Origin of the sequence: Klebsiella sp. GG_Kp173 (assembly GCF_040062415.1) — a bacterium.
Lineage (GTDB): Bacteria > Pseudomonadota > Gammaproteobacteria > Enterobacterales > Enterobacteriaceae > Klebsiella > Klebsiella quasipneumoniae.
This window is the reverse complement of sequence record NZ_JBEAFZ010000018.1, coordinates 1-13,096: the sequence shown is the minus strand read 5'-3', so window position 1 is coordinate 13,096 and position 13,096 is coordinate 1. Positions and strand designations below refer to the sequence as shown.

Annotated in this window: 8 protein-coding genes and 1 pseudogene; all 9 read right to left on the bottom strand. The window is 53.4% G+C overall.

The features are described from left to right. Nucleotides 1-356: 356 nt before the first annotated feature. Entirely contained in the window at nucleotides 357-4,580 is a 4,224-nt protein-coding gene (gene rpoC, locus ABLU50_RS09810; RefSeq protein WP_004206757.1) for a DNA-directed RNA polymerase subunit beta', read from the bottom strand. Between the two features lie 76 nt (nucleotides 4,581-4,656). Beyond that, a complete protein-coding gene (gene rpoB, locus ABLU50_RS09805; protein WP_004206758.1) occupies nucleotides 4,657-8,685 on the bottom strand; it encodes a DNA-directed RNA polymerase subunit beta in 4,029 nt (1,342 codons plus the stop codon). A 324-nt stretch (nucleotides 8,686-9,009) separates the two neighbouring features. Continuing rightward, the gene (gene rplL / locus ABLU50_RS09800; RefSeq protein WP_002884142.1) at nucleotides 9,010-9,375 is read right to left on the bottom strand and encodes a 50S ribosomal protein L7/L12; all 366 of its coding nucleotides are present in this window, start codon (nucleotides 9,373-9,375) and stop codon (nucleotides 9,010-9,012) included. A 66-nt stretch (nucleotides 9,376-9,441) separates the two neighbouring features. Continuing rightward, nucleotides 9,442-9,939, bottom strand: a complete 498-nt coding sequence (rplJ, locus tag ABLU50_RS09795) for a 50S ribosomal protein L10 (RefSeq protein ID WP_001207203.1) — start codon at nucleotides 9,937-9,939, stop codon at nucleotides 9,442-9,444. Between the two features lie 289 nt (nucleotides 9,940-10,228). Then, nucleotides 10,229-10,933 (bottom strand): 50S ribosomal protein L1, encoded by a 705-nt coding sequence (gene rplA, locus ABLU50_RS09790; protein ID WP_002884036.1) that lies wholly within the window; start codon nucleotides 10,931-10,933, stop codon nucleotides 10,229-10,231. Nucleotides 10,934-10,936: 3 nt separating this feature from the next. Next, the gene (rplK, locus tag ABLU50_RS09785; RefSeq protein ID WP_002884034.1) at nucleotides 10,937-11,365 is read right to left on the bottom strand and encodes a 50S ribosomal protein L11; all 429 of its coding nucleotides are present in this window, start codon (nucleotides 11,363-11,365) and stop codon (nucleotides 10,937-10,939) included. 156 nt (nucleotides 11,366-11,521) lie between these two features. Further along, entirely contained in the window at nucleotides 11,522-12,067 is a 546-nt protein-coding gene (gene nusG, locus ABLU50_RS09780; protein WP_001287521.1) for a transcription termination/antitermination protein NusG, read from the bottom strand. A 1-nt stretch (nucleotide 12,068) separates the two neighbouring features. Continuing rightward, on the bottom strand, nucleotides 12,069-12,452 hold the full coding sequence (gene secE, locus ABLU50_RS09775; RefSeq protein WP_002883772.1) for a preprotein translocase subunit SecE: 384 nt from the start codon (nucleotides 12,450-12,452) through the stop codon (nucleotides 12,069-12,071). 336 nt (nucleotides 12,453-12,788) lie between these two features. Next, nucleotides 12,789-13,096, bottom strand: a pseudogene (gene tuf / locus ABLU50_RS09770) (elongation factor Tu); the annotation flags it as partial.

The window sequence follows — 13,096 nt, the reverse complement described above, 5'->3', positions numbered from 1 at the left end:
ATACCTGTCTGCCGGGGTTATTTCTGCGCCTTGTTGGGGGAAGCATGAGATGCAGCGATCCCTCTCCAGAGCCGTCGCGCCGAAGATAAAGCAGCAGCAGTAATCCCATGATTCATCAGGTATTTTGAATATATCCTCTTTGAATTGATTATTTTTTGATATGAGTAGAAGTTTTACCCATATATAAAGAAAGGTTTTTTGAGGTGATAGATTAATGGATATTTTGTATGAATTAATTGCTAAAAAATTGCAGCCTGGATATGGCGTAAATGTAATTAAAGACGGGTACCGCGGAGAACAGGCAATAAAAAAGCCGGTCAGGAAACCTGACCGGCTTTTCAGCAGTACATCAACGATTAATCGTTGTCAGAACCGCCCAGACCTGCGTTCAGCAGCTCTGCCAGGTTGGCAGATGCTTCTTCCACGCTCACCTGCGGTGCCGCCGGCAGTTCGCCAGCAGCGCGACGGCGCATACGATCCTGGTGGTACGCATAACCGGTACCGGCCGGGATCAGACGACCCACGATGACGTTCTCTTTCAGACCGCGCAGTTCGTCGCGTTTGCCCGCAACGGCTGCTTCGGTCAGCACGCGAGTGGTCTCCTGGAACGATGCCGCGGAGATGAAGGACTCGGTGGCCAGAGACGCTTTGGTGATACCCAGCAGATCGCGGGAGAACGTTGCGCCCACTTTGCCGTTCGCTTCCAGTTCGCGGTTCGCGATCTTGACGCGGGAGTATTCCACCTGCTCGCCTTCGAGGAAGTCGGAGCTGCCTGCGCTTTCGATGGTGGCTTTACGCAGCATCTGACGAACGATAACTTCGATGTGTTTATCGTTAATCTTAACGCCCTGCAGACGGTATACGTCCTGGACTTCGTTAACAATGTAACGGGTCACAGCATGTACGCCACGCAGACGCAGAATGTCGTGCGGCGCTTCCGGACCGTCGGAAACCACGTCACCACGTTCTACACGTTCACCTTCAAACACGTTGAGCTGACGCCATTTCGGAATCATCTCTTCGTACGGTTCGCTACCGTCTACCGGGGTGATAACCAGGCGACGTTTCCCTTTGGTTTCTTTACCGAAGGAAATGATACCGCTGATTTCAGCCAGGATTGCCGGCTCTTTCGGACGACGTGCTTCGAACAGGTCCGCAACGCGCGGCAGACCACCGGTGATGTCCTTGGTACCGCCGGATTCCTGCGGAATACGCGCCAGGGTGTCACCAGAGCTGATCTGTACGCCATCTTCCAGCTGAACAATCGCTTTACCCGGCAGGAAGTACTGAGCAGGCATATCGGTACCTGGGATCAGAACGTCGTTGCCCTGAGCATCAACGATTTTCAGCGCCGGACGCAGATCTTTACCACCTGCGGTACGTTCTGCAGAGTCCAGAACCACCAGCGAAGACAGACCGGTCAGTTCGTCGGTCTGACGAGTAATGGTCTGGCCGTCGATCATGTCAGTGAAGCGGATGAAACCACTCACTTCGGTGATAACCGGCATGGTGTGCGGATCCCAGTTTGCGACGGTTTCACCGCCGGCAACCTGCTCACCGTCGCCTTTCGCCATAACCGCACCGTAAGGCACTTTATAGCTCTCTTTGGTACGACCGAATTCGTCGATCAGTTTCAGCTCGGTGTTACGGGAAGTGATAACCAGTTTACCGCTGGAGTTCACAACCGACTTCGCGTTGCTGAGCTTGATGCTACCTTTGTTTTTCACCTGGATGCTGGATTCAGCAGCCGCACGAGATGCCGCACCACCGATGTGGAACGTACGCATCGTCAGCTGTGTACCCGGCTCACCGATGGACTGTGCCGCGATAACGCCGATAGCCTCACCTTTGTTGATGATGTGGCCACGCGCCAGGTCACGACCATAGCAGTGCGCACATACACCAAAGTCGGTGTCACAGGATACAACGGAACGCACTTTCACGGAGTCAACGGAGTTCGCTTCCAGCAGGTCACACCAGTGCTCGTGCAGCAGCGTGTTGCGTGGAACCAGAATATCCGCGGTACCCGGCTTCAGCACGTCTTCCGCAGTCACACGACCCAGTACGCGATCGCGCAGCGGCTCTTTAACGTCGCCACCTTCGATAACCGGCGTCATGGTGATGCCTTCCAGGGTGCCGCAGTCGTCTTCAGTGACGACCAGGTCCTGGGCAACGTCGACCAGACGACGAGTCAGGTAACCGGAGTTCGCTGTTTTCAGTGCGGTATCCGCCAGACCTTTACGCGCACCGTGCGTGGAGATGAAGTACTGGAGTACGTTCAGACCTTCACGGAAGTTCGCGGTGATCGGCGTTTCGATGATGGAGCCATCCGGCTTCGCCATCAGACCACGCATACCGGCCAGCTGACGAATCTGTGCAGCAGAACCACGCGCACCGGAGTCGGCCATCATGTAGATGCTGTTGAAGGAAACCTGCTGCTCTTCCTGACCGTCACGGTTAATCACGGTTTCGGTTTGCAGGTTATCCATCATCGCTTTGGATACACGATCGTTCGCCGCAGCCCAGATATCGATAACTTTGTTGTAGCGTTCGCCCGCGGTCACCAGACCGGACTGGAACTGTTCCTGAATCTCAGCAACTTCCGCTTCCGCTTCGCTGATGATTTCGTATTTTTTCTCCGGGATGACCATGTCATCGATACCAACGGATGCACCTGAACGCGCTGCGTAAGCAAAGCCGGTGTACATCGTCTGGTCCGCGAAAATAACGGTCGGTTTCAGGCCCAGAATACGGTAACAGGTGTTCAGCATCTTGGAGATCGCTTTCTTACCGAGCGCCTGGTTCACGATAGAGAACGGCAGACCTTTCGGTACGATCATCCACAGAATGGCACGGCCAATGGTCGTGTCTTTCAGGCTGGTTTTCGCGACAAACTCACCATTGTCGTCTTTTTCGTATTCAGTGATACGCACTTTAACGCGCGCATGCAGAGAGGCCAGGCCGGCGCGATAAATACGCTCAGCTTCTTTCGGGCCAGTCAGCACCATGCCTTCGCCTTTGGCGTTAACACTGTCACGGGTCATGTAGTACAGACCCAGTACAACGTCCTGAGACGGAACGATGATTGGTTCGCCGTTTGCCGGGGACAGGATGTTGTTGGTAGACATCATCAGCGCACGCGCTTCCAGCTGGGCTTCCAGCGTCAGCGGTACGTGAACAGCCATCTGGTCACCATCGAAGTCGGCGTTGTATGCCGCACAAACCAGCGGGTGCAGCTGGATGGCTTTACCTTCGATCAGAACCGGTTCGAATGCCTGAATACCCAGACGGTGCAGGGTCGGCGCACGGTTCAGCAGAACCGGGTGTTCGCGGATCACTTCGTCCAGGATATCCCAAACGACAGCTTCTTCGCGCTCAACCATCTTCTTAGCGGCTTTGATGGTGGTGGCCAGGCCACGCAGTTCCAGCTTGCCGTAGATGAACGGTTTGAACAGCTCCAGCGCCATTTTCTTCGGCAGACCGCACTGATGCAGACGCAGGTATGGACCTACGGTGATAACAGAACGACCGGAGTAGTCAACGCGCTTACCGAGCAGGTTCTGACGGAAACGACCCTGTTTACCTTTGATCATATCGGCCAAAGATTTCAGAGGACGTTTGTTAGAACCGGTGATCGCACGACCGCGACGACCGTTGTCCAGCAGGGCATCTACTGCTTCCTGCAGCATACGTTTTTCGTTGCGTACGATGATGTCCGGCGCAGCCAGATCCAGCAGACGTTTCAGACGGTTGTTACGGTTGATCACGCGACGATACAGATCGTTGAGGTCAGACGTCGCGAAACGACCGCCATCCAGCGGAACCAGCGGACGCAGATCTGGCGGCAGTACCGGCAGAACGGTCAGGATCATCCACTCCGGCTTGTTGCCAGACTGTACGAAGGCTTCCAGCAGCTTAATGCGCTTGGTCAGCTTTTTACGCTTGGTTTCGGAGTTGGTTTCGTTCAGCTCTTCACGCAGCTGCTCGCACTCCTGCTCCAGATCCATATTGCGCAGCAGCGCCTGGATCGCTTCCGCACCCATCTTCGCGTCGAATTCGTCACCGAACTCTTCCAGCGCGTCCAGGTACTGTTCTTCCGTCAGAATCTGGTTGCGTTCGAGGTTGGTCATGCCACCTTCGATAACCACATAGGATTCAAAGTACAGTACACGTTCGATATCGCGCAGCGGCATATCCAGCAGCAGGCCGATACGGGACGGCAGAGATTTCAGGAACCAGATGTGGGCAGTCGGACATGCCAGCTCGATGTGGCCCATGCGCTCACGACGCACTTTAGTCTGGGTCACTTCAACGCCGCACTTCTCACAGATCACACCGCGGTGTTTCAGGCGCTTGTACTTACCGCACAGGCACTCATAGTCTTTTACCGGCCCAAAGATACGGGCGCAGAAAAGGCCGTCACGCTCAGGTTTGAACGTACGGTAGTTAATGGTTTCCGGCTTTTTAACTTCACCGAAAGACCATGAACGGATCATGTCTGGCGAAGCCAGAGCAATTTTGATCGCATCAAACTCTTCGGTTTTAGTTTGCGCTTTCAGAAACTTTAATAAGTCTTTCACGGATTTGCTCCCGTCGGAGTTAGCACATTCCGCTGCCGGGCGTTAACCCGGCAGCAGTGACCTGTTTGAGCGAGAATTACTCGTCTTCCAGTTCGATGTTGATGCCCAGCGAGCGAATTTCTTTCAACAGTACGTTGAAGGATTCCGGCATGCCCGGTTCCATCTGGTGATTGCCGTCCACGATGTTTTTATACATCTTAGTACGACCGTTCACGTCATCAGACTTAACGGTGAGCATTTCCTGCAGGGTGTAAGCTGCGCCGTATGCTTCCAGCGCCCACACTTCCATCTCACCGAAGCGCTGACCACCGAACTGCGCCTTACCACCCAGCGGCTGCTGAGTAACCAGGCTGTAAGAACCGGTGGAACGCGCGTGCATTTTGTCGTCGACCAGGTGGTTCAGTTTCAGCATGTACATGTAACCCACGGTTACCGGACGCTCGAACTGCTCACCGGTGCGGCCGTCGAACAGGGTGATCTGACCGGAAGTCGGCAGGTCGCCCAGCTGCAGCAGCGCTTTAATTTCCGCTTCTTTCGCACCGTCGAACACCGGCGTTGCGATCGGCATACCTTTACGCAGGTTTTCAGCCAGACGCAGAACTTCTTCATCACTGAAGGTATTCAGGTCAACTTTCTGACGAACGTCAGCGCCCAGATCGTAGGCACGCTGGATGAACTCGCGCAGTTTCGCGACTTCCTGCTGCTGTTTCAGCATGGCGTTGATCTTATCGCCGATGCCTTTCGCAGCCATACCCAGGTGAGTTTCCAGGATCTGACCGATGTTCATACGAGACGGTACGCCCAGCGGGTTGAGGACGATATCTACCGGCGTACCGTTAGCATCGTGCGGCATATCTTCGATCGGGTTGATCTTAGAGATAACACCCTTGTTACCGTGACGACCCGCCATCTTGTCACCAGGCTGGATACGGCGTTTAACGGCCAGGTATACCTTAACAATCTTCAGCACGCCCGGTGCCAGATCGTCGCCTTGGGTGATTTTGCGGCGTTTCGCTTCGAGTTTTTTCTCGAACTCGTGTTTCAGTTCGTCGTACTGCTCAGCCAGCTGTTCCAGCTGATTTTGTTTCTCTTCGTCGGTCAGGCCCAGTTCCAGCCAGCGATCGCGCGGCAGTTTGTCGAGCTTCTCAGCTTCAACGCCACCGGAGACCAGCACCGCGTAGATACGACTGAACAGACCGGCTTCGAGGATCTGCAGTTCTTCAGACAGGTCTTTTTTGGCCTGCTTCAGCTGCATCTCTTCGATTTCCAGCGCACGTTTGTCTTTTTCTACGCCGTCACGGGTAAAGACCTGAACGTCGATAACGGTACCAGAGACACCGTTCGGTACGCGCAGAGAGGAGTCTTTAACGTCAGACGCTTTCTCACCGAAGATCGCACGCAGCAGTTTCTCTTCCGGCGTCAGCTGGGTTTCACCTTTCGGCGTAACCTTACCAACCAGAATGTCGCCGCCGGTCACTTCCGCACCGATATAAACGATACCGGACTCATCCAGTTTGGAGAGCGCAGCTTCACCCACGTTCGGGATGTCAGCGGTGATCTCTTCCGGCCCCAGCTTGGTGTCACGGGACACACAGGCCAGTTCCTGAATGTGGATAGTGGTGAAACGGTCTTCCTGGACAACACGCTCGGAAACGAGGATGGAGTCTTCGAAGTTGTAGCCGTTCCACGGCATGAACGCTACGCGCATGTTCTGACCCAGCGCCAGCTCACCGAGGTCGGTGGACGGGCCGTCGGCCAGCACGTCGCCGCGCTCAATAGGTTCGCCCAGGGACACGCAAGGCATCTGGTTGATGCAGGTGTTCTGGTTAGAACGGGTGTACTTAGTCAGGTTATAGATGTCGATACCTGCTTCGCCCGGGTACATCTCGTCTTCGTTAACTTTGATAACGATACGGGAAGCATCCACGTACTGAACGGTACCGCCACGTTTAGCCACCGCAGTAACACCGGAGTCGACGGCCACAGCACGTTCCATACCGGTACCAACCAGCGGCTTATCAGCGCGCAGAGTCGGAACGGCCTGACGTTGCATGTTCGCACCCATCAATGCACGGTTGGCGTCATCGTGTTCCAGGAACGGGATCAGGGACGCACCGACGGATACCACCTGCTGGGTGGATACGTCCATGTAGTCAACCTGGTCACGGCTGAACAAGCTGGATTCGCCTTTGCTACGGCAGGTCACCAGGTCTTCTACGAAGTGGCCGTTTTCATCCAGGTTGGAGTTCGCCTGAGCGATAACGTAGTTGCCTTCTTCGATAGCAGACAGGTAGTGAATTTCGTCAGTAACCACACCGTCGGTCACTTTACGATACGGCGTCTCAAGGAAGCCATATTCGTTGGTCTGCGCGTACACGGACAGGGAGTTGATCAGACCGATGTTCGGACCTTCAGGCGTTTCGATTGGACATACGCGACCATAGTGAGTCGGGTGTACGTCTCGAACTTCGAAGCCTGCGCGCTCACGGGTCAGACCGCCTGGGCCGAGTGCGGAGATACGACGTTTGTGCGTGATCTCAGACAGCGGGTTGTTCTGGTCCATAAACTGAGACAGCTGGCTGGAACCAAAGAACTCTTTCACTGCTGCGGAAATCGGCTTGGCGTTGATCATATCCTGAGGCATCAGGGTATCCAGATCGCCCAGAGACAGACGCTCTTTCACCGCACGCTCTACACGTACCAGGCCAACGCGGAACTGGTTCTCCGCCATTTCGCCAACGGAACGGATACGACGGTTACCGAGGTGGTCGATATCGTCCACTTCGCCTTTACCGTTACGGATATCGATGAGCTTCTTCATCACTTCAATGATGTCGTCTTTGCTCAGGATACCGGAACCTTCGATTTCGTCGCGCAGCAGAGAACGGTTGAACTTCATACGACCAACCGCGGACAGATCGTAGCGGTCTTCGGAGAAGAACAGGTTCTCAAACAGGCTTTCAGCGGCTTCACGAGTCGGCGGCTCGCCAGGGCGCATCATGCGGTAGATTTCTACCAGCGCGCTCAGACGATCGTTAGTCGGGTCGACGCGTACCGTTTCAGAGATGTATGGACCGTGGTCCAGATCGTTAGTGAACAGCGTTTCGATGCGCTTGTGGCCAGACTGGCTCAGCTTAGCCAGCAGATCCAGGCTCAGCTCCATGTTCGCCGGGCAGATCAGTTCGCCAGTCGCTTCATCGATATAGTCTTTAGCCGCCACTTTGCCCGCGATATATTCAACCGGCACTTCGATATGCTTGATATCGTCTTTTTCCAGCTGACGGATATGACGAGCCGTGATGCGACGGCCTTTCTCAACGTACACTTTGCCGTTGGCTTCGATATCGAAGGAGGCGGTTTCGCCGCGCAGACGCTCCGGAATCAGCTCCATCTGCAGCTTGTTGTCGCGAATTTCAAAGACCACTTTTTCGAAGAACAGGTCAAGGATCTGCTCAGTGGTGTAATTCAGCGCGCGCAGGATGATGGTAGCCGGCAGCTTACGACGACGGTCGATACGAACGAACAGGTTGTCTTTCGGGTCGAATTCGAAGTCCAGCCAGGAACCACGGTAAGGAATGATGCGTGCGTTATACAGAACCTTACCGGATGAGTGAGTCTTACCTTTGTCACTGTCAAAGAAGACGCCCGGGCTACGGTGCAGCTGAGAAACGATAACACGCTCGGTACCGTTGATGACAAAGGTACCGTTGTCGGTCATGAGCGGGATTTCGCCCATGTAGACTTCTTGTTCTTTAATGTCTTTGACGGTGCCTTCCGGCGCTTCGCGCTCGTAGATCACCAGACGCAGTTTTACGCGCAGCGGTGCAGAGTAAGTCACGCCACGGATCTGACATTCTTTAACGTCAAAAACCGGTTCGCCCAGACGGTAGCTGACGTATTGCAGCTCGGAATTACCGCTGTAGCTCTGAATTGGGAATACGGAACGGAAAGCAGCTTCCAGACCATACTGCCCTTCAGGATCTTGCTCGATAAACTTCTGGAACGAGTCAAGCTGGATAGAAAGGAGATATGGCACATCCAGAACTTGTGGACGTTTACCAAAATCCTTACGAATACGTTTTTTCTCGGTATAGGAGTAAACCATAGGGTTCCTCAGCTCGCTGACAAGTCGACCCATCTGCCCGCAGAGGGCAGTTTTTTATGCAACACTATTTTGTTGACCGGAAAATGGAACACTTTCCGCAATGCCTGTTGCTATCACGCTTAAACCATTTCATTGCGATTTACACAGCCCAGGAACCCTAACCTGTCGCAGTATATTAAGTCGTCGATAGAAACAAGCATTGAGAGGCAAACCAGTAGTCAAACAGCGTGAAACGCTACTGGCGCCTTACAGCGCAAAAAGGCTGGTGACCAAAAAGTCACCAGCCTCAGCCTGATTTCTCAGGCTGCAACCGGAAGGGTTGGCTTATTTAACTTCAACTTCAGCGCCAGCTTCTTCCAGAGATTTTTTCAGAGCTTCAGCGTCGTCTTTGCTGATGCCTTCTTTCAGTGCAGCCGGAGCAGATTCTACCAGGTCTTTAGCTTCTTTCAGACCCAGGCCAGTCGCGCCACGTACTGCTTTGATAACAGCAACTTTGTTAGCGCCAGCAGCTTTCAGAATTACGTCGAATTCAGTTTTTTCTTCAGCAGCTTCAACCGGGCCAGCAGCTACAGCTACAGCAGCAGCAGCGGAAACACCGAATTTTTCTTCCATTGCAGAGATCAGCTCAACAACGTCCATTACGGACATAGCGGATACTGCTTCAATGATTTGATCTTTAGTGATAGACATTTAAATTGTTCCTGAATATCAGAATAAGTTTATACGTAAGCGAATGCTTTACAAAGATAACTGCGATTAAGCAGCTTCTTTCGCATCGCGTACAGCAGCCAGAGTACGAACCAGTTTGCCAGCCGAAGCTTCTTTCATGGTTGCCATCAGGCGTGCAATTGCTTCTTCGTAGGTCGGCAGAGTTGCCAGGCGGTCGATCTGCGACGCCGGGATCAGCTCACCTTCAAAGGCAGCGGCTTTGACCTCAAATTTTGCATTCGCTTTCGCGAACTCTTTGAACAGACGAGCAGCAGCGCCCGGGTGTTCCATAGAGTATGCAATCAGGGTCGGACCAACAAACGTGTCTTTCAGGCACTCGAACTGAGTACCTTCAACGACGCGGCGCAGCAGGGTGTTACGAACAACACGCATGTATACGCCAGCTTCACGACCTGCTTTACGCAGTTCAGTCATTTTATCTACAGTTACGCCACGGGAATCCGCAACTACTGCAGACAGCGCGCCTTTGGCTACTTCGCTGACTTCAGCAACAATCGCTTGTTTGTCTTGAAGATTTAAAGCCATTAGCTTTGCTCCTGGATGTTTGCCAGAGCCTATGCTCTGGAACTCACTTCACTCAATTCAACGAAAAGAGCGTCTAAATACGGTGAGCAGAAACAAGCCAGAATATCCAAAAATAATCTTAGCGTTCTGTCACCGTCTACGCAGGGCATTAAGTTTCTTGCGAAACACCTGCGGTCTTCGACGGAGGTCTGGATAGGCCAGACTCCAACGAACAATTCGGTTACCTGCTAACCTTAGTTAGCAAACGTGGGCGAAGATTGTAGACAAAATCACCGCCCACGTAAAGGCATTAGTTTGCAGAAGCGTTCAGGCCAGCCTGATCTACTGCAACACCTGCACCCATGGTGGTGGAGATGCTAACTTTCTTGATGTACACGCCTTTCGCCTGAGTCGGTTTTGCTTTTTTCAGCGCAACCAGCAGAGCTTCCAGGTTTTCTTTCAGTTTGTCAGCGTCAAAGTCCACTTTACCGATGGTGGTGTGGATGATGCCGTTTTTGTCGTTACGGTAACGAACCTGACCTGCTTTCGCGTTTTTAACCGCTTCAGCAACGTTCGGAGTTACGGTACCCACTTTCGGGTTCGGCATCAGGCCACGCGGACCCAGAACCTGGCCCAGCTGGCCAACAACGCGCATTGCATCCGGGGAAGCAATAACAACGTCAAAGTTCATTTCGCCTTTTTTGATCTGCTCAGCCAGATCTTCCATACCTACCAGCTCAGCGCCTGCAGCTTTAGCAGCTTCAGCGTTTGCGCCCTGGGTAAATACGGCTACGCGAACGGAACGGCCAGTACCGTGCGGCAGTACAGTTGCGCCACGGACGTTCTGGTCAGATTTACGAGCGTCGATGCCGAGGTTAACGGCAACGTCTACGCTTTCGGTAAATTTAGCGGTGGCCAGCTCTTTCAGCAGAGCGATGGCTTCGTTGATGTCGTACTGTTTAGTTGCATCAACTTTCTCACGGATCACGCGCATGCGCTTGGTCAGTTTAGCCATTTCTTAGTCCTCCACTACCAGGCCCATGGAACGTGCAGTACCTTCGATGGAGCGAGTCATCGCTTCAATGTCGGCACCAGTCATGTCGGCAGCTTTGGTCTGCGCGATTTCCTGCAGCTGAGCGCGGGAGATTTTACCCACTTTATCTTTGTTCGGCTTACCGGAACCAGACTTGATGCCTGCAGCTTTCTTCAGCAGAACAGCAGCCGGCGGAGTCTTGGTAACAAAGGTAAAGGAACGGTCAGCGTAAACGGTGATAACAACCGGGATCGGCAGACCTTTCTCCAGGGAATCAGTTTTGGCGTTGAACGCTTTGCAGAATTCCATGATGTTCACGCCCTGCTGACCCAGTGCTGGGCCGACCGGCGGGCTCGGGTTCGCCATACCAGCTGCAACCTGCAGCTTGACGTAGGCTTGGACTTTCTTAGCCATTCTTAAATCCTCAAATTGGGTATTAACGCTTCAGAGAAGCTCCCCGTGATTAAACATCGTTTTACGGGCCGGGCCCATAAAAACAAAAGGCGCGAAATTGTATGCCAATTTCGCGCCCTATGCAACGATTAAATCGCTGCTTTTTTGATCGCCGGCTTACGCCTTCTCAACCTGGCTGAAGTCCAGTTCTACCGGAGTCGCACGACCGAAGATAGAAACGGAAACTTTCAGGCGGGACTTCTCATAGTCCACTTCTTCAACCACACCGTTAAAGTCAGCGAACGGACCGTCGTTAACGCGAACCATTTCGCCCGGTTCAAACAGCGTTTTCGGACGCGGCTTATCGCCAACCTGCTGCAGACGATTCATGATGGCGTCGACTTCTTTGTCGCTGATCGGCGCCGGACGGTCAGAGGTACCGCCGATGAAGCCCATCACGCGCGGCACGCTGCGCACCAGGTGCCAGCTTGCGTCGTTCATGACCATCTGGACCAGAACGTAGCCTGGGAAGAATTTACGTTCGCTTTTGCGACGCTGGCCGCCACGGATCTCAACCACTTCTTCGGTCGGGACCATGACTTCGCCAAATAACTCTTCCATGTTGTGTAATTTGATATGTTCACGCAGCGACGTGGCTACGCGACCTTCAAAACCGGAAAACGCCTGAACGACGTACCAGCGCTTTTTAGGAGCTTCAGACATCTCAGAACCTCAGGCCAGTGATAAAGGAGACCAGGCGAACCAGAATACCATCCAGTCCCCACAGGATCAGTGACATTACTGCAGTCACAGCAGCAACAATCAGCGTAGTATGCAGCGTTTCCTGGCGAGTCGGCCAAATCACTTTACGAACTTCGGTTCTCGCTTCGCGAGCAAAAGCAACGGTCGCCTTACCTTTCGTCGTCAACAGCGCGACGCCACCGGCAGCAGCAATAAGAATAACCACGGCCAGCGCACGCACCGCCAGCATAATGTCGCGATAAAGGAAGTTGCCCACGATCGCCACGATCAGCAGCACGGCAACGATAATCCACTTCATCGCTTCCAGGCCGCGCCCGCTCCCTTGAGCTTCGGTATTCGCACTCATAAACCAACCTGTCAGAAGTATTCTACAAACAATTTCACCCCGCGGGGGCGAGGCGATCCAAACCGAAATTAAGTTTCGGATTATACACTTAACTATTCAAATTGCTTCAACGCTGACGGCTCTGTCGCCCCTGCCCTGCTAACGCAAAGGAGGATGCTGATTGCCGTCGCACTATCGCTCGAATGGTTTGGTGTATAAACGCCCTCTTCAGAGCCTGTCTCAGCAATGATTATGACAAATAAAATCACTGATGAGCCAGGTTCTGGTGTGAAAGCGTGCAAAAAGGGCATCAAATGATGCCCTTTTATTGCGCATTGCGTCAAATGTTATCAGCGATTAGCCGAGAACTTTAGCAACCACGCCCGCGCCAACGGTACGACCGCCTTCACGGATTGCGAAACGCAGACCATCGTCCATCGCGATCGGGTGGATCAGGGTAACAACCATTTTGATGTTGTCGCCCGGCATTACCATCTCTACGCCTTCCGGCAGTTCGATGGTGCCAGTCACGTCAGTTGTACGGAAGTAGAACTGCGGACGGTAGCCTTTGAAGAACGGAGTATGACGGCCGCCTTCGTCTTTGGACAGAATGTACACTTCAGATTCGAACTTGGTGTGCGGGTTGATGGTGCCCGGCTTAGCCA

Coding starts and splice junctions, on each gene's coding strand:
- rplL (WP_002884142.1), bottom strand. CDS start 9,375: ATGTCTATCACTAAAGATCAAATCATTGAAGCAGTATCCGCTATGTCC.
- rplK (WP_002884034.1), bottom strand. CDS start 11,365: ATGGCTAAGAAAGTCCAAGCCTACGTCAAGCTGCAGGTTGCAGCTGGT.
- nusG (WP_001287521.1), bottom strand. CDS start 12,067: ATGTCTGAAGCTCCTAAAAAGCGCTGGTACGTCGTTCAGGCGTTTTCC.
- rplA (WP_002884036.1), bottom strand. CDS start 10,933: ATGGCTAAACTGACCAAGCGCATGCGCGTGATCCGTGAGAAAGTTGAT.
- rplJ (WP_001207203.1), bottom strand. CDS start 9,939: ATGGCTTTAAATCTTCAAGACAAACAAGCGATTGTTGCTGAAGTCAGC.
- rpoB (WP_004206758.1), bottom strand. CDS start 8,685: ATGGTTTACTCCTATACCGAGAAAAAACGTATTCGTAAGGATTTTGGT.
- secE (WP_002883772.1), bottom strand. CDS start 12,452: ATGAGTGCGAATACCGAAGCTCAAGGGAGCGGGCGCGGCCTGGAAGCG.